At 41.5% G+C, this 17,497-nt stretch carries 17 protein-coding genes; 3 read left to right on the top strand and 14 right to left on the bottom strand.

What is annotated here, in order from left to right; translation table 11 throughout:
- Positions 1 to 13 precede the first annotated feature (13 nt).
- The 3 genes from AWN68_RS00795 to AWN68_RS00785 are packed head-to-tail and all read right to left on the bottom strand — an operon-like array spanning position 14 to position 3,542.
- Entirely contained in the window at positions 14 to 1,321 is a 1,308-nt protein-coding gene (locus AWN68_RS00795; RefSeq protein ID WP_068410107.1) for a hypothetical protein, read from the bottom strand.
- The gene (locus AWN68_RS00790) at positions 1,314 to 2,801 is read right to left on the bottom strand and encodes a cellulose synthase family protein (RefSeq protein WP_089082084.1); all 1,488 of its coding nucleotides are present in this window, start codon (positions 2,799 to 2,801) and stop codon (positions 1,314 to 1,316) included. Before AWN68_RS00790 ends, AWN68_RS00795 begins: the two co-directional genes overlap by 8 nt.
- Complete coding sequence (locus AWN68_RS00785; protein WP_068411420.1) at positions 2,802 to 3,542, bottom strand: glycosyltransferase family 2 protein; 741 nt, start codon at positions 3,540 to 3,542, stop codon at positions 2,802 to 2,804.
- Between the two features lie 168 nt (positions 3,543 to 3,710).
- On the opposite strand from AWN68_RS00785, the gene AWN68_RS00780 reads away from it, so the two are divergent.
- Entirely contained in the window at positions 3,711 to 4,421 is a 711-nt protein-coding gene (locus AWN68_RS00780; protein ID WP_068410105.1) for a pirin family protein, read from the top strand.
- A gap of 37 nt (positions 4,422 to 4,458) precedes the next feature.
- Here the strand turns inward: AWN68_RS00780 and AWN68_RS00775 are convergent, their stop codons facing one another.
- A complete protein-coding gene (locus tag AWN68_RS00775) occupies positions 4,459 to 5,556 on the bottom strand; it encodes a DegT/DnrJ/EryC1/StrS family aminotransferase (protein WP_068410102.1) in 1,098 nt (365 codons plus the stop codon).
- A 192-nt stretch (positions 5,557 to 5,748) separates the two neighbouring features.
- Here AWN68_RS00775 and AWN68_RS00770 point away from each other — a divergent pair, with 192 nt between their 5' ends.
- Positions 5,749 to 6,570, top strand: coding sequence for a universal stress protein (locus AWN68_RS00770; RefSeq protein ID WP_068410099.1), 822 nt, complete (start codon positions 5,749 to 5,751; stop codon positions 6,568 to 6,570).
- 12 nt (positions 6,571 to 6,582) lie between these two features.
- Here the strand turns inward: AWN68_RS00770 and AWN68_RS00765 are convergent, their stop codons facing one another.
- The 5 genes from AWN68_RS00765 to AWN68_RS00745 form a co-directional block, all read right to left on the bottom strand.
- Positions 6,583 to 7,359: an HAD-IIA family hydrolase gene (locus AWN68_RS00765; protein WP_068410097.1), complete on the bottom strand. Its 777-nt coding sequence runs from the start codon at positions 7,357 to 7,359 to the stop codon at positions 6,583 to 6,585.
- A gap of 11 nt (positions 7,360 to 7,370) precedes the next feature.
- Entirely contained in the window at positions 7,371 to 8,327 is a 957-nt protein-coding gene (locus AWN68_RS00760) for a Gfo/Idh/MocA family protein (protein ID WP_068410095.1), read from the bottom strand.
- A gap of 275 nt (positions 8,328 to 8,602) precedes the next feature.
- On the bottom strand, positions 8,603 to 9,799 hold the full coding sequence (locus AWN68_RS00755; protein WP_157716016.1) for an outer membrane beta-barrel protein: 1,197 nt from the start codon (positions 9,797 to 9,799) through the stop codon (positions 8,603 to 8,605).
- 4 nt (positions 9,800 to 9,803) lie between these two features.
- Positions 9,804 to 10,358 (bottom strand): RNA polymerase sigma factor, encoded by a 555-nt coding sequence (locus tag AWN68_RS00750; RefSeq protein WP_068411419.1) that lies wholly within the window; start codon positions 10,356 to 10,358, stop codon positions 9,804 to 9,806.
- Positions 10,359 to 10,555: 197 nt separating this feature from the next.
- Positions 10,556 to 11,932 carry a pyridoxal-phosphate dependent enzyme gene (locus tag AWN68_RS00745; RefSeq protein ID WP_068410089.1) on the bottom strand — a complete coding sequence of 459 codons (1,377 nt, stop codon included), beginning with the start codon at positions 11,930 to 11,932 and terminating at the stop codon, positions 10,556 to 10,558.
- A 187-nt stretch (positions 11,933 to 12,119) separates the two neighbouring features.
- Between AWN68_RS00745 and AWN68_RS00740 the strand changes: the two genes are divergently transcribed.
- Positions 12,120 to 12,824, top strand: a complete 705-nt coding sequence (locus tag AWN68_RS00740) for an RluA family pseudouridine synthase (RefSeq protein WP_068410086.1) — start codon at positions 12,120 to 12,122, stop codon at positions 12,822 to 12,824.
- 118 nt (positions 12,825 to 12,942) lie between these two features.
- Here AWN68_RS00740 and AWN68_RS00735 read toward each other — a convergent pair whose 3' ends face one another.
- Genes AWN68_RS00735 through AWN68_RS00715 form a run of 5 tightly spaced genes read right to left on the bottom strand, consistent with a single transcriptional unit; the run spans position 12,943 to position 17,406 of the window.
- Positions 12,943 to 13,914 carry an alpha/beta hydrolase gene (locus AWN68_RS00735; protein ID WP_068410083.1) on the bottom strand — a complete coding sequence of 324 codons (972 nt, stop codon included), beginning with the start codon at positions 13,912 to 13,914 and terminating at the stop codon, positions 12,943 to 12,945.
- Positions 13,915 to 13,918: 4 nt separating this feature from the next.
- Positions 13,919 to 14,851: an aspartate carbamoyltransferase catalytic subunit gene (locus AWN68_RS00730; protein ID WP_068410080.1), complete on the bottom strand. Its 933-nt coding sequence runs from the start codon at positions 14,849 to 14,851 to the stop codon at positions 13,919 to 13,921.
- On the bottom strand, positions 14,851 to 15,399 hold the full coding sequence (gene pyrR / locus AWN68_RS00725) for a bifunctional pyr operon transcriptional regulator/uracil phosphoribosyltransferase PyrR (protein ID WP_068410077.1): 549 nt from the start codon (positions 15,397 to 15,399) through the stop codon (positions 14,851 to 14,853). The genes AWN68_RS00730 and pyrR overlap by 1 nt, the downstream gene beginning before the upstream one ends.
- A gap of 52 nt (positions 15,400 to 15,451) precedes the next feature.
- Positions 15,452 to 16,999, bottom strand: a complete 1,548-nt coding sequence (locus AWN68_RS00720; protein WP_068410075.1) for a hypothetical protein — start codon at positions 16,997 to 16,999, stop codon at positions 15,452 to 15,454.
- On the bottom strand, positions 16,999 to 17,406 hold the full coding sequence (locus tag AWN68_RS00715; RefSeq protein ID WP_068410072.1) for an EVE domain-containing protein: 408 nt from the start codon (positions 17,404 to 17,406) through the stop codon (positions 16,999 to 17,001). The genes AWN68_RS00720 and AWN68_RS00715 overlap by 1 nt, the downstream gene beginning before the upstream one ends.
- Between the last annotated feature and the right edge of the window lie 91 nt (positions 17,407 to 17,497).

The raw sequence follows: 17,497 nt of genomic DNA, 5'->3' as shown, positions 1-17,497 counted from the left end.
GTAATCCTTGGCGTCAAAAAAACCACCTTTGCAATGAGCGGCCTGTGGCTTCGTAAATTGCAAAAATTGCCACCACGCTGTATTCGATAATCACGATTTCAATCCATTCAAAATATTCACCGCCAAGGTAGTTGGCGTAGGTAAAGAAAATGAGCAAGGTCCATAAAAAGGCAAATCGCTTTTCGGTAAACACACTAATGGCCAGTAATGGAATGGCATACCAAGGATGAACTGTGGTAGCGAAGAGCAAATAGATGGTCCAAACCCAGAGCATTCGCACAGGCAGTTCTTTTTTTGACGGCAAAAGCGAATACAACACAATGCCAATAAAAGTAGCCGCCATCATCCATTTCCCCGATTGCGCAATAATGTTGTGTCCCTCGGTTTCAAAACCATACCAGCGTGCTAAATAATAGATGCTGGCATTGAATTCGAATTTCTGGAAATAGAGTTCGAGGCTGTCTTTGATCGCCCAAATATGAGCGGTATTGATCAAGGGCAGAAAAGAAATGATGAGCACTCCAGCCACAATGAGGCCGTATACCATGGTCTTCTTAAAACCGATTTTTCGAATCAGCAGGGGAAGGAAAATGAGTGGTAAAAACTTTGTAGCTACCGAGAGCCCAAACCAAATGGCTGACTGATGGAGTTTCTTCTGTTCGTAACTCCAAATGGCTAGAAGCAGGAAGAAAATCATGATGGCTTCGAAATGCAGGTTGCCCGTCAGCTCCAGAATTACCATGGGGTTGAGCGCATAGAAAAGGCCATACCTTTCAGGCAAACCGTAATGGCGCAATAGCTTTCTGATCAAACGAATATTACCAAACTCGAAGGCCAGAATAATCACGCGTAAAATGACAATGGACCAAAATTCGGAACCCGGGCTAAGCAAAGCAGACAGAAAGAAAAATACCTGATTGAAAGGCGGATACACCGAGAAATACTCAGGCGAATTCAGTTGAGAAAATAATTGGATGTTAATGCCTTCGATACCTTGCACTAAATATGTGGTAGGCAATTCTTTGTATGGATCGACCATTTGGGTCAGCAATCGCCCATCCCAAATAAAGCGGTACACATCATCGGACAAACCAGGAATGGAAAAGAGCAAAAGCAGCCTGAGCAACATGGCCCAGTAAAAGGGTAAATCTGCTTCTCGTTCTTGCGTGCAGCGCATAATGTAAATCATGGCTACGGCCATCAATACAAAAGACGATAGCAAGGGAATGGTCAGCGCACGATCTAAGTAATAGCCCGCCACATTAATGAGCAAGGCATATAGAATGTAGGCAAATGTGAGTCGGTTATTATTTTCAGGCATTTCGCGTATGCTGCACGGTATAATAGAATACCAACAGAAAGCCTAAGCTAAGCAAAATATGAAAAGGGAGTAAAGCAAAATCCTGAAAGTAAAAGGCCAAGCCCAAACCTGCCATAAAATAAACCGAAAGTAAGCCTTCCACCACGGTAAGCGGATTGATTTTCTTCACAAAGTATTTGTTGCCTTTCCAGCCTTCCTTTTTGCTTTTAATGTTGAATTTTGGCGTACGAACGAAAGGAGTTTTCTTCCCAATCCAACCTTCAAAAACAGCCACTGCGTTATGAATGCTCAAGCCTAAAAACACGGAAAGTAGCATAAACATTTGTGGCACAAATTCCTTCAGCGTTTTCCAGAAGCCTTCGCGCTTTTCTTTAAAGCCATTCCAATAGAAGATGATCAGAAAGATATAGCCCAGTAAGAAAATACTCGAAATATTCAGCAGGGTTACCCAGCCTGTAGATAGGTTACGAATGAACAAAACAGGCACACTCAAAATGGCCGTAATGACAATGCAAATGAAAATGGCGGAGTTCAATAAATGAAAAGCCGCATGAAATTTCGTTCCGAAAGAAAGGTTGGACCTTAAAACTTGAGGTAAAAGCTTTTTACTGGTTTCAGCTGCCCCTTTTGTCCAGCGGTATTGCTGAGATTTAATGGCGCCCATTGCCGCAGGAAGTTCTGCTGGAGCCACAGTGTTCGATACATAAAAAATTCGCCAGCCTTTAAGCTGAGCGCGGTAGCTCAAATCTAAATCTTCGGTAAGCGTATCGGCTTTCCAGCCACCAGCATCATTGATACAGCTTTTTCGCCAAACGCCAGCAGTTCCGTTAAAGTTAAGGAAGTGACCTCCGCTTGAACGCCCATTTTGTTCTACGAAGAAATGCGTGTTCAGTCCAAAGGCCTGAAGCTTGGTGAGCATGGAGTAATTCTCATTGATGTGCCCCCAACGACTTTGGACTACTCCAATTTTTTCGTCTTGTGCAAAATGAGGAACAGTGTTTTTCAGAAAATCCTCTTCTGGAACAAAATCTGCATCAAAAATGGCGATGAATTCCCCTTTCGCGATCTTCATTCCGTATTGCAAAGCACCCGCTTTAAAACCTTTGCGTTCAGGTCTTCTCACTTGGGCAATGTCAATTCCTTTGGCTTGCCATTCGGCTACTTTTGCTGCGATCAAATCAACGGTCTCGTCATTCGAATCGTCCAGTACTTGAATTTCCAATTTGTCTTTTGGCCAATCGATCGAAGCTACTGCATCGATCAAACGTTCTACCACGTATAATTCGTTGTAAACCGGTAATTGGACGGTAACTAATGGATACTTATAATCGGCTGGAATATCTGGGAGTTGCGGAAGCAGGTTCTTTCTTTTCGCCTTGCGGTACTTGTAAACGAGGTTTAGTTGTGAAATGCTATAGACGAAAATAAACGATAGCGCTCCAGTGTATAATGTTAATATGATCAGCTCCAGCCAATACATTTATAGGTATTTAAATATGGTAAAGATAATCTTGTAGCCAGCCAATACGGTGCCTTTCACCGTGCCTGACACTTTGCTAACCCCAATTCGCTTTTTATAGTTTACCGGCACTTCTGTTATTCGTAATTTCTGTTTTGCGGCCTTCAATTGCATCTCCACCGTCCAACCGTAGGTTTTGTCCTTCATATCGAGCGCCACCAATTGAGGAAATGCGATGGCACGGAAAGGGCCAAGGTCGGTATAATTAACTTTATAAAACCATTTCATCATCGAAGTGGCCAGCCAATTCCCAAATACTTGTGGAAAGGTCATTGAACCTCCTTCACGATTTCCCAAAGCCCTAGAGCCAATTACGAAATCTGCTTCCCCTTTTACAATGGGCCCTGCGACTTCTGGCAACTGTTGTGGATAGTCGGAATAATCGCCATCCATAAACACTAGAATATCGGGGCTTTTGCTTGGGTCTTTCAGGTATTCGATGCCGATTAAACAAGCGTTTCCATATCCTGATGTAGGTTGGTGAAGTACCGTAGCACCCGCGTTTGCAGCCACTTCAGCTGTTTTATCGTTAGAACCGTTGTTCACCACAATAATTTCCTTCACCCAGTCTTTTGGAATATCAGAAATCACATGCGCGATAGATTGCTCTTCGTTGTATGCGGGTATTACTACTTTGATGTTCGGCTTCACCTGTTCGTTCACGGACAAAATTAAAAATATTAATAAGAGGAAAGCTTCCATTGACACATTAGTTCCTTTATTCTGAAATTCGTTTGGCCAAAGGTGCTCCACCCGACCAATACAATCCATGAATTTCTATTTTTAAAAACGAAATTGGGAACTGATTCAGATTAGATTAAGTTTAATTCATGTACATACATATAAATTAAACAAGAGAGGAAATTCATTATGAAAACCGTTGTACATACATCAGAATCAAGAGGTTCAGCAAACCATGGCTGGTTAAAAAGCCGTCATACTTTTAGTTTTGCGGGTTATCACAATCCTGAGCGCGTTCACTTTGGGGCACTTAGGGTCTTGAATGATGACGAAGTAGATGGAGGCCAGGGTTTTGGTGCTCATCCTCACGATAACATGGAAATTGTTTCGATTCCCCTTCAAGGTGATTTGGAACACAAAGACAGCACCGGCCGCAATGAGGTAATTCGCCAAGGCGATGTCCAAATCATGTCGGCTGGAACAGGAATTCAACATTCAGAATTCAATCATAATAAAGGCGAGGCGGTTCACTTTCTTCAGATTTGGGTTTTCCCGAAGGAAAGAAACATTGAGCCGAGGTACGAGCAGAAGGCCTATTTGGCGGAAGACCGCATGAATAAATTTCAAACGGTGGTTTCTCCAAACGGAGGCGATGCGCTTTGGATTAACCAAGATGCGGAGTTCAATTTGGCCAATTTAGACGCAGGCACAAAATTAACTTATGAGGTAAAACATCCAGGAAATGGAGTTTATGTTTTCGTCTTGAACGGAGAACTTATTGCCGCCAATGAAAAGCTAGACACACGGGATGCCGTGGCGGTTACCGAAACCAACAGCTTCGATATTAAGGCAAAATCTTATGCCGAAGTGCTGGTGATTGAAGTACCGATGGAGTTTTAGAAATTAGAGAGGATGTCCGAAAGGGCATCCTTTCCTGTTATTTGAATTCCTTTACCTTTTCAATAACATAGCCTATTTCAGCTTCTGTTAATTCTGGGTAAATGGGCAATGAAAGCACTTCGTTTTGAAGTTGAAAACTATTAGGAAAATTTTCAGGCCTGTCATTCGAATTAAAGGCCGGAGTCAATGGGCTGGCCAATGGATAGTGGATTTCAGTCGAAATTCCGGCATTCTGCAAATGCGCTTTTAGGGCATCTCTTTTTTTAGTACGAATGCAGTAAATATGAAAGTTGTGCGTCTCAGTTTCATTTACTTCTGGAGTGATAATTCCCTCAATAGCTGCGAATACCTCTGAATACCTTTTAGCAATTCGGTTTCGGGCTTCAATCCATTTCTCAACATGATTGAGTTTTACATTGAGCACAGTGGCCTGAAGTGTATCAAGCCTACTGTTCATGCCTTTTACCTGATGGTCGTTCTTGGATAGACCGCCATGATTGGCAACCATTCGGCACTGCTTTGCGAAAATGTCATCATTGGTGAGTATTGCACCGCCATCGCCAAAGGCCCCGAGGATTTTACTCGGGTAAAAACTGATTGCTGAAGCAATGCCCCAACTGCCTACCATACTATTACTCTTCTCTGCAAAGTGCGCTTGAGCTGCATCTTCTATCAAGTACAGGTGATGCTTTTTTGCAAGTTCGGCCAAAGCTTCAATCTCACAGATTTGTCCATACAGATGAATGGGAATAATGGCTTTCGTTCGCGCTGTAATTTTCTCTTCAACACTTTTAGGGTTGAGCCCGAATCGCTTTAATTCAACATCGGCAAAGACGGGTGTAGCACCGCTGAGTGCCACCATTTCGGCAGCAGAGAGCCAACCGTGGGCAGGAACAATGACTTCGTCTCCATTCCCTATTCCTAAAGATTTCAGAATAACAAAAAGGGCATCGGTGGCATTTCCCACCCCAATGCAATGCTTCACTTTATGGGCTTTGGCAAAGGATTTTTCAAAACTTGAAACCACTTCTCCACCAACAAATCGATGTTCGTCAATCACAGATTGAATCGCAGCATCAACTTCCTGTTTTATGGAAAGGTATTGCCGTTTAAGATCTAAGAAGGGAATCTCCATGCGTTGCTAAAATGATGACGAGGATCATATTTATTACTGATGCCTGTCAGGCCAAAGTTAAAGATACCAACATACCTTGGATATGAAATCTAGAAGGCTTGTAATTTATCTATCGCCTTTAAATCAGGTGAGCAGGTCTAGATTTTTAAAACGATTTAATAATAAGCGTGTTAACTATAAAAAGACATTGTTATGAAAAAGATTATTGTTCCTATAGATTTCTCCGACTGTTCTAAAAATGCACTAAGCAATGCTATTGTCGTAGCCGAACGCATGAACATGGAGCTTGTTTTACTTCATTCATTTATGCTGCCAATGGCCACTACAGATGGAACCCCTTTAATGGTGGGCTCTATGATAGACGATTTACAAAAGGCGTCTGAATCAAGCATGGCAAGTTTTGTGAAAAAAATGCCAGAACTTGATCGAGTAGAATATACCACAGAAGTGACTGCTGGTTTACTTTTGAGTGGTTTAAATGATGTGCTTGAAAAGCACGATACTGCCTATGTGATTATGGGTACGCATGGTGCTTCTGGTTTAAAGAGAGCATTTATGGGAAGCAATGCATATACCGTGATTAAAAATGTAGACTGCCCAGTAATTGCGCTGCCAGAAGATGCGGACATTACCAAAATGAAAAGAATCGCAATGTCGGGTGATTATAAGCACGCACCTGCGGCACAGACTATTGAACCTGTGATTGCTTTAACGAAGGCATTTTTTGCTCATTTATCTATCATTCATATTGATCAAGATAAAGATTTGGAGCATAATGAGATTGAAATCGCTAAAAGCTTAGAGAAGTATTTAAAAAAGGTGAATCACTCTTTTCACTTCAAAAGAGACTACGATGTAGAAGAGGGTCTATTGAGCTTTGCGAAAGAAGAGCATATCGATTTACTCGTAATGATTTCACGCCATCATAGCTTCCTTGACAGAATTGCCCGCGGTAGTGAGACCAAACGCATGGTCATGGACATTCCAATGCCATTAATGATTATGCCTGGATAAGTTTCAGTACGCCTATTTCCACCAAGGAAGTGGTAGTTTTATATCAGCAATCGAATTAACAACCATATCGGGCTTAAACGGGAAATCGTTTAAGTCCTCTTTTTTTGACATCCCTGATAAAGTAAGAATCGTGTTATAACCCACTTGAACCCCGCCTTGAATATCGGTGGCCAGCGTGTCTCCAATTACGGTTACCTCATCTGTAGCCAAGCCAATGTGTTTACGCGCTTGACGCATCATTACTGGGCTAGGCTTGCCCACGGTAAAAGCTACTTTACCTGTTGCCGCTTCAATCATAGCCACAATACTGGCGATGCCTAAGTTGTTCCAACCCGTTTTTCTAGGAGAAGGATCAAGGTTGGTGGCAATAAATTTGGAGCCTCCTAGAATAAAATCAATCGCTTTTCTCACCATTTCCAAAGTGAAGTTGATGCCTTCACCCACCACCACAAAGTCAGGGTCGTTTTGAACCAAGGTAAATCCATGTTCATGTAAACTGGAAATCAAACCACCTTCACCCAGCACATAAGCCGTTCCATTCGGAAATTGCTGCCCCATAAAATGAGCGGTAGCCATGGCACTGGTGTAAATGTTTTTCTCCTCCACATGAATTCCCAGTTTTTCTAATTTTCGGACAGCGTCCAAAGGACTTCGTTGGCTGTTATTGGTCATAAAAGTGAAGGGAATATTCTCCTTCTGAAGCAATTCCACGAACTTGTCAGCACCCGGAATCATTCTGTTTTCGACATATATAACTCCGTCTTGGTCTATTAGAAATCCTTGGGGCATGTTGATTTGAATTATGGTTGGTTAAAGATTGATGATAGAATACGTTCTACCAAATTTGCACTCATTAAGCTATCGTTAAGATTGAATAAGGGAGACTCTGTTTTGCCTTGTTTGATGCATTTGGCTACTTCCTCTATTTCATGAACATAACCCGTGCTTTTAAAAGGAAGTTCTACTTTTTCGATACTATCGCCCTTGTGTACCTCAAAGTTTTCAGCTTTCCAGAAAAGTGGAAGCTTGATAAAACCTTCGGAACCATAAATACAGGCTTCTTTATTGGTGTTCATGGCGATGCTTCCAAACACCTGTGCCATTTTTCCGCCTTCATGAGAAAGTTGAACTTGGATGCTCTGGTCAATACCCGTTTCTGAAAGTACAGCCTGTGCACTGAAGCTGTCGGGCTGCCAGCCAAAAATATCTGAGACTATGGTGAGCGGGTAAACTCCCACATCGTACAAAGCACCTCCTGCTAAATCTGGATTAAGTAATCGTCCGTCTGGTTTCAGGTTGGGTGAGTTGAAACCAAAACTCGCGGTGATGTATTGAATATCGCCAATTTCACCCGATTTGGCTCTTCGGATGGCCTCTCGGTAAGCAGGTAGAAAACGCATCCACATCGCTTCCATTAGAAATTTACCTGATTTGTTGGCCACGGTAATCATGGTTTCAATTTCCTCTGAAGAAATGCCCATTGGTTTTTCACAGAGTACATGCTTGCCTGCATTGAGCGCATCAATTACGTTTTGGCAATGGAAATTGTGTGTAGTGCTGATGTAAACGATGTCTATATCAGGGTCAGCCAAAAGGCCCTCGTAACTATCGTGAACCTTAACGTCAGGAAATTCTTTTTCTAGTTCAGATGCATTAGACCTTGATGCAAAAGCATAGGCGGTTTCTCCCTGAACAGACTGTAAACTGCTTAAAAATTTTCTGGCAATTCTGCCGAAACCTATAAATCCCCAATTCATAGTTCAAGAACGAAAATTTTGGAGAAGGAACAGTTTGTTTTCTGTTGTTCTAAGGATTGGCTGGTCATAAAATTAAAAGGGATCGCCTTTCGGACAATCCCTTTCTTCAACCAAAACATACAGTATCTGCCATACCATATAGTAGAAAAACCGTTTCGTAGGATTTTTATTGTGGTAGTCAATGAACTTAATTTTGATCTTAGACAGTCCTAAAACGGGAGGAGCCTCAAATGAGGCTCCTAATGTATAACTCTACTTTTTATTCAAATAATTATTTAACGGAACTTAATGGAGGCATTTACCCCAAAGCTCAATAACTTCACTTTACCAGCCCCAATTCCAGTAAGTGGCATTTTTAAATAGGGAGCCAAACCGAGACCCAGTTTTTCGGTTAGGGGTCTTTCAAAGCCAGCGGTCAAGTTTAGAATTCCGAAGTAATGTTGGTTTTGGTTTTTTACTTGCCAATGATCAGGCCAGCCAGCTTGACTATATTTATACGTATAATCGTAATCCTCACTGAGCATAAGATAGCTTGATATTCCGGTGCCAATAAAGAAACGGTTTCCGTTTTTTGAATCGAAGTATTTCTGGATGTTCAAGGGAATGTCAATCACTCTGCAATTCGCATATACACTAGCCACCGAATAGGCCGAACCCTGCGCCCAATAAGGGGTTTCATACTCAGAACCTAAGGCGCTGTATTTTTTTGAGCCGTATGATAAGCCAGTTTGAATACTGAGGTCATTTTTAACGAAGTACTCCACCATTAAGCCAACCAGTGGTCCTGGTTTCTTAAACCCACTCAAAGTAGTGGCACTCATGTCGCCAGAAATCACGGCACTAAACACCCAGCGTTTATAGGAATCTGTAGTGTCTAATGGCTCTTCCGGTATAAAGCTTGCTAACTCTATTGGAGGTAAATTCAGGCTTGGTAAATCCGCCAAGGGATACCACCTTAAGAGGGCGCTTTCCAAAGGAAGTTTCAATTCTTCAATCTCTTGCCCCATGGTTTGTCGTTGATCAGTTCTGGCACCCAACCTATCAGAGACACTCTCATTTTGAATCACTAGAATGGTCTTTGAGTTTTCTTGTGTCGATTGGTTGGGCTTTGTCTCTGCCCTCACTTTTTGATTGCTTTGATTTGGTGTTGTACTTTCAGTATTAGCCTCTTTTAATGCTGGGTTCGATGCCTTATTATCGGGAGGTGTGTTTTCATTCAATTCGGTGTTCTGCTTTTCTGGGACATCCTGATTTTTTAAACCTTCAATCTGGTCATTATTTGGCCATAAGAATATAAGCAATAGTATAACTAAGAGCCCCGCTGACCCCCATATTTTCCACCAAACGAATGGCGCTCTTTTTACGCCATCGAGCTTTTTCTCCATGGCTGCCCAAGCGCTGTCATTAAACTCAAAATGAGCTTTGTCGGCAGCTTCTTTCACTTTCTGATCTAATCCATCTTTAGGTTTCATCGCCTCATCCATATTGATAAACCTCCTTTCTTAGCATTGCTCTCAGCATGGCCTTTGCCCTTGTTAAATTGGCTTTTGATGTACTTTCCGTAATCCCCAACTGATCAGCAATTTCCTGATGCTTATACCCGTCAATTACATATAAGTTAAACACGGCACGGTATGCAGGGGATAGTTGCCCAACCTTGTGTAGAATCTCTTCATAATTAAGATTGTGATCTGGTGCTTCCTCGACTGATTGGTGCACATTGGCTTCAGTAATGTCTGCCATGTGAGCGTGTTTAAGGTTTTTTTTGATGTGGTCAATACTTGCGTTGACCATGATTCTCCTCAACCAAGGTTTAAAAGGTTTGCTGATATCAAACTTTTCGATGTGGGTGAAAACCTTTAGGAAACCATCATTCAGCACTTCCAAAGCATCGGCTTCGCTTCCAGTATAACGCACGCAAATACTCATAGCATAGCTATAGAAGTTGCGATACAACTCCTTCTGGCTTTGCCTGTCGTTATCTTTACAGCCGTTAATAGTCAGTTCCAAAAGCTTCTCGATCTTTGCCAATGTCAGCCTTTTTTCAATCACTATACTTTCACAACAGATAAAAGGCTGCGTGTTCGAAAAAAAACTCCCTATAAGTTACAAAAAGAGACTAGGTAAATGGTTGATGCGGAATGTTGGACAAAAAAAATGACCTCAACTTTTGAAGATGAGGCCATTTTTATTTCTGTGCTGCTGCGATTCAGCTAAAATAAGTACTCTTAGTTGCTTGCCATTGCTTGCAGCAAATCGTGCCTTGTAATGATATGTACTTCGTTGGCTTTATCTCTAATCATCACCGCTGGATTGTCTTTAGTAATTACAGAAGACAACACATCTAAAGTATTATCAGGTGAAACAAACTGGAAAGGCTTGTCCATTATTTCAGAAACCGACTTGCCCTTTACGTCTGCGTCATCAATCATATGCGCTAAAAGCTTAGAATCCACTAAACTTCCTACAAACTCATTGCCATTCATAACTGGCAATTGAGAAATCCCTTTAGAGGTCATTAACTTAATGGCTTCGGCTACGGTAGCCGTTTGAGCGATGGTCGTCAGTTTACCATTTCCATCTTGGTGGCTCATGATGTCGGCAGCAGTTTCGAAAGCACGGTTTTCAATAAAACCACGGGCTTTCATCCATTCGTCATTGTACACTTTGCCCAAATAGCGAGTACCATGATCAGGCAAGATAATCACCATCACATCGTCTTCTTTCATGTTTTCTTTGGCCCATTCCAATGCTCCAGCTACTGCCGAACCACAAGACCAACCGCAGAATAAACCTTCTTCGCGAGACAGTCTACGGGTCATAATCGCACCGTCTTTGTCAGTTACTTTCACGAAGTGATCGATCATGTCGAAGTCTACATTCTTCGGAAGAATATCTTCGCCAATACCTTCGGTTAAGTAAGAGTAAATCTCTTTTTCATCGAAAATACCAGTCTCTTTATATTTTTTGAATACAGAACCGTAAGTGTCAATCCCTACAGTAACCACATTCGTGTTTTGTTCTTTCAAGAATTTTGAAGTACCGCACATTGAACCACCAGTACCAACACCAGCCGCATAATGCGTGATTTTCCCTTCGGTATCTCTCCAAATTTCTGGGCCAGTAGTTTCGTAATGGGCCGCAGTATTCGACATGTTGTCATACTGGTTTGGATAGTATGAATTCGGAATGTCAGCGTTTAATTTTTTCGCTACTGAGTAATATGAGCGTGGATCGTCAGGCGAAACATTGGTAGGGCAAACAATTACTTCGGCACCTACCGCCCTCAAAATATCCATCTTTTCTTGCGACTGCTTATCGGCCAAAGTGAAAATACATTTGTACCCTTTTGCAATGCCGGCTAGCGCCAAACCCATTCCTGTGTTACCTGATGTACCTTCAATAATAGTACCTCCTGGCTTAAGTATGCCCGCTTTTTCTGCGTCTTCAATCATCTTGACCGCCATTCTATCTTTCATAGAATTGCCTGGGTTGAAATATTCCACTTTGGCCAAAATAGTGCCCGGAATACCCTTGGTTACGGAGTTTAACTTTACAAGAGGCGTATCGCCAATGGTTTCAATGATTGAGTTGTAATACTTCATTTTTTAAAAGTTTTGACAAAATTACGATTTCTATCGCTCAATCCTAAGCCATGTTTTTAAACCTTTGTTAACAATAGTCCAAGATGGTCTATCACAGTTAGACTGAAGTTCTTTGATGAACTCTGAGGCCTGAACTGCAGAACACCATTCTTCTTTTCATATCTTTGATTTCAAATATCAACGCCATATGTCCGAAGGTAATTCCAAGTCAAAAAAGCCATCGAGAAAACACAAACCACCGGGGCTCAAAATCCTTCACGAGGACAGGGATATCATTGTGGTAGACAAATCGGAAGGTCTTTTGACCATCAGCAACGATAAGGTCAAAGACAAAACCGCTCATTTTTTCCTCAATAACTACGTACAAAAAGGCAATCCAAAAAGCCGTGATCGGGTTTTCATTGTGCATCGCTTGGATCGAGATACTTCAGGCGTTTTAGTTTTTGCTAAAAACCAGAATGCAAAAGCCTATTTGCAAGAAGAGTGGAGTCAATTCAATAAAAAATATTATGCCATAGTACTTGGAAAGCCACCAGAAATGGAAGGTGAAGTTACTTCCTACTTAATGGAAAATAGCGCGTACAGGATGTATTCTACTAAAGATTCGAGCAAAGGGAAATTCGCCAAAACAGGTTATAAAGTGGTTAAAAGTAACGCTCACTATAGCTTGTTGGAAATAGAATTGTTCACGGGCAGGAAGAATCAGATTCGCGTACACATGTCAGATATAGGCTGCCCAATTGCAGGCGACAAGGTGTATGGCAAAGACCCTAAAGTCAGAGGAAGGTTGGCATTGCATGCTGCTAGCCTTACCATCCTTCACCCCTATTCTAAAAAAGAAATGACTTTTGAAACAGGACTACCGAATGAATTCAAGGCGGTTATGTCGTAGGGTTATCTTAACCACTAACAACTTAGCATTGTCACGGACGGAGTCCTACAGATCATAACTGGTCACAGGTTTAGAGAACCTGCGACAGATCTTCATATGAACTTTCTAAAGCAGGAAATTACTTTCTCAAGAAATCATTCACCGCTTGGGTGTATCGGTCTCTGTACTCAGGTCGGGTATAGAGCTGAACATGGTCTGCACCCTGAAAGAGTTCAGTCTGAACGTTGTTGAGTCCCATTATTTCATCTTCCAAAATTGAAGCGGGTGTGGTAGAATCTCCATTGCCGTAAAGAATTAAGGTTGGAAGTGGATTGTGATTCAATAGGTAAGAGAATTTCATATTGTCTCCCCAGTCGTTGATCACATGATCGAATTTATCGAAAGACATATCGAAGATAAAGCCTGGGATGCCCATGTTTTCGCTTTCTGCCTTGGTGGTCGCGTAGATATTACTCAAAGGACTGTCGAGGATTAGCTTATCTACTTTTAGACCTTCACTTTGAGCAAACTGAACCAAGTCAGGTCGATTGACTGTAATGGCGCTGGCCATTGCGCCCATTGAAAAACCCCAAAGCACAAATTCATTTTGACCGTAGTTGTCTTTCAGCATCTTCATCGCGCCAGTAATGTCTTCGGCAAATTCATAACCCAAGGCAGTTTCCGCTTCATCCGATTTTCCTGAGTTTCGCAGGTCTGGAATGAAAACATTGTACAATGAATCAAGCCCAGTTTCCTTAATTAAAGCCAAATACTTCATAGTCTTTAGTCGGTTCGAAGTACGACCATGATTGATCATTAAGGTTTGAGTAATTCCTTTTTTTGAAGCCGGAACATACCAGCCATTTAGGTTGATGTCATCCGTCAAGGTTTTAAAATTCACCTCTTCAAAGTTGGAGAAGCCGTAATCGGCAGGGTTACGATTTTCGCCAATACCGAATTTTGTTACCATGGCCGTGTCGTTCAACACATAGTCAAAGGTGTAGCGGTCGTAATCTGTAATCAGTTTCACAGTGTAAGGCAATACCAAGAAATAGAATGCCGCAATCACTAGCAAAAGGCCAATGATCATGATTTTGAAAAACTTCTTCATGATTTTAATTTTTTGAAAGCGAGGCAAGTAAGTACAATACGGCCATTCTTATGGCTACACCATTTTCTACCTGATCCAAGATAATGGCGTGATCAGAATCTGCCACATCACTGCTCAGTTCTACCCCTCGGTTAATGGGTCCAGGGTGCATGATTACAATTTCTTTATTCAATGAATCTAAAAGTTTTTTATTGATGCCGTAATAGAGTGAATATTCGCGCAGCGAAGGAAAGTACTTGATCTGTTGGCGCTCTAACTGAATTCTCAATACGTTGGCTACATCGCACCATTCTAGTGCTTTTCTAACGTTCAATTCTACCTTCACCCCAAGCGAGGCAATGTGTTTTGGCAGCAAAGTTATCGGTCCACAGACCATTACTTCGGCTCCTAATTTTTGTAAAGCGAAGATGTTTGAAAGCGCGACTCTTGAATGAAGAATATCTCCAATAATGGCTACTTTCTTCCCTGCCACACCTCCTAGCCTTTGTCTAATCGAGAAGGTGTCGAGCAAGGCCTGGGTAGGGTGTTCGTGGGTGCCGTCACCAGCATTTACAATGTTGGCACTGATGTGTTTTGAAAGGAAATGCGGTGCGCCTGGGCTGGCGTGTCGCATCACAATCATATCCACTTTCATGGACAAAATATTGTTTACCGTATCCAGCAGGGTTTCTCCCTTTTTTACTGAACTATTGCTAGAAGAGAAGTTAACGATATCGGCTGAAAGTCTTTTTTCTGCCAATTCGAAGGACAGCTTTGTACGTGTAGAGTTTTCGAAAAACACATTGGCGACTGTCACATCGCGTAGGGAGGGCACTTTCTTGATCGGCCTGTTGATGACGTCTTTAAATTCATCGGCAGTTTCAAAAATAAGTTCAATATCTCCAGGCGTTAAATCCTTGATTCCCAAAAGATGTTTGACACTTAACTGTTCCTGCATTACTCTTCTTCGTTAGTGATTAACCAAATGTTGTCGTCATCAACGCCTTGCCCTTTCCATTCCACCAAAACCTTGTGCGAATCAAGCGTATTCACTTGTTGACCCACATAATCGGGCTTAATAGGTACATGTCTGGAGTATTTTCTTTCCACCAAAACTAGCAGTTCTACTTTGGCTGGGCGGCCGTAAGCAATCATGGCATCCATTGCGGCCCTGATGGAACGACCTGTGTAAAACACATCGTCAATCAGAATTACTTTCTTGCCTTCAATCAAAAAGTCGATTTTAGTTTCGTTAGCCCGCTTGGGAGAATCTCTTCTTCTGAAGTCATCGCGGTAAAATGTAGAATCTAGGTACCCTAGTTCTACTTCAGCACCCGTGATTTCATGAAGCCTTGCCTTAATACGCTCGGCAAAGAATATACCTCTCGGCTGAAGGCCTAATATTACGGTATTATCAAAATTCTCGTGATTTTCTATCAGTTCCTGACAGAGGCGGCCGATGGTAATGGCCAGTTGTGGATGTCCTAAAAGGAGTCTGCGTTGCATTTCAAGTGTCAAAGATACTAAAAGGATTGGCTACTGGAACGATTCATGTCAATTAATCGAGCCCATCTCCTTTTATGTTTGGGTTTAACGAAATTTTATTAATGAAGAAAACCTTTCTCAAGTCGCCATTATTATCTCCAGAACGAATACTTTGAACGCCATAAACGATAAAATAATTCTCGTACCAACGTAACGTTCCTGAGCTGTTTTCACTCTCATATCTTAGCCTATCCTCTGGGTCACTCAATTCTAAATTATCTACAACCACTTCAGTATCTTCTTCGCTATTCATCATCTTGGCATGTACCTCTTTTTCAAAATAATAGGCATATGCTCCTTGATTTTTATCCCAAATAAACCCTCCAAACGGTTCAGGAATTCCCTTTCCATCTTTGGGGACTTCAACCCAGTCATCCCATTGAATGTTACCTTTTTTATCCAAAACTAGTGTGTAGGCATGGGTGAACTGGAATGATGCTCTTTGTTGTGAGTTCTCATCATTGTTTGCATTTTGGCTTCTAAAACCTGTTGGGAAATTCGTACCAGCCCATGGATAGTTGCCCGTATCGTGATTGTAGCTTCTTAGAAACTCCCCAAAGACGATTAGCTGATCATCATCCTCAATCATTTCTGAAAACAAAGGTTGAACCCTATATCGAACCTCTTTTTCTTTTTTTCTGGCAGCTTCTGCTTTTTCACGATATCGTGTTGCCTTTTTTTCTCCTAAGTAGGAGAAGAAATTTTCTAACTCACCAAAGCCATAATATTTCATGGTCTGAAGCCCGGTTCTATCTACATGGTTAACAAATACCCCTGCTGGGCTATTGGTAGCTTTGTACGAATATATGCCTACAACCACTTGCGAAATATCGTTTATGGAAGAGGAAATTGCCGATGTAAGGTGGTAGTCTTTAGTCGTTTCCAGCGCATAATCCCGAATGGGATTTCCCAAATAATCATAAGTATTCACGATGATGGTTTGATCACGGTTCCTATTGAATTCCGATGCCAATACGTTAAAAGTTAGACTGTCGCTATTGATCCGTATCTCAAGAAGTTTTGATTCGTTCTGATAAACATTAGACAGCGTCTTTATTTTATTGTTCTCCAAATCAAGGGCAAAAACTACTGGTCTGTTTTCGAAGTATCCACCTATGATGGCGGTGTTTTGAATTACTTCAAACTCTTGAATATCCAACTCAAGTACTTCTTTAGGGTTATACTCTTGAATGTCCCCAGTTCGATTATCGACACTCAGAATTTTTATTTTAAACCTGCCTGGAAACTCTTGAAGCAGCAGGTAAGTTTTGTCATGAACAGAATGGTAGCCCAACAGTTCAAAGCCTCTTTTTATAACCACTTCTTTTACCCATTTCTGGTTAAAATCGGTATCCAATTGGGTAATGGCAAGCGTGTAGTCTTTAATAAGTCCTCTATAATCTGCTTGCACCAAGGTCAAGCCAAGCTTTTCATTCGAGATTAACAGATAGTCCTCATCTCGCCATTCATATTCCAACTCAAATCTTTTATGGTTTTCTATTTGCGCTTTCGCGAATTGAGAGAAAACGAGCAGTATCGATATGAGAATGAAATGTCGCACTAGGATTGAGATTTTTCTAAAATGATGTCAAATTCTTCTTTTTTAACTGACTGAACCGAAAGGCGAGACAGACGCAGTAAATCCATACCCTGAAGTCGATCATCTGCTTTTACGTCTTCTAAGGTCACTGGTTTTTTTAGTTTTTCTTTGGGCGAAAAATCCACTACTACCCATCGGTCATCATCAGTGGTTGGGTCAGGATAATGTTCTTTTACGCATTCCGCAATTCCTACAATCGCCTTTTCCTTTACGCTGTGATAGAAAAAAGCCAAATCGCCCACTTTCATTTCCTTCATGTTATTTCGGGCGGCATAATTTCTTACGCCATCCCAATGGTCGGTACCTTTAGCCACCAGATCATCCCAAGAGTAGGTATTCGGTTCCGATTTGATCAACCAATAGTTCATAAAGACTTATTTTTGAATTAGCTTTCGATGGAATTTAGGAAATGTTCAATGATTAAAAAAGGAGAACATTTTCTTCAATTTATTTCGAACT

Source organism: Roseivirga echinicomitans, assembly GCF_001592935.1.
Taxonomy (GTDB): Bacteria; Bacteroidota; Bacteroidia; order Cytophagales; family Cyclobacteriaceae; genus Roseivirga; species Roseivirga echinicomitans.
Note: the sequence above shows the minus strand (reverse complement) of the source record. Positions and strands in the feature narration are given on the sequence as shown.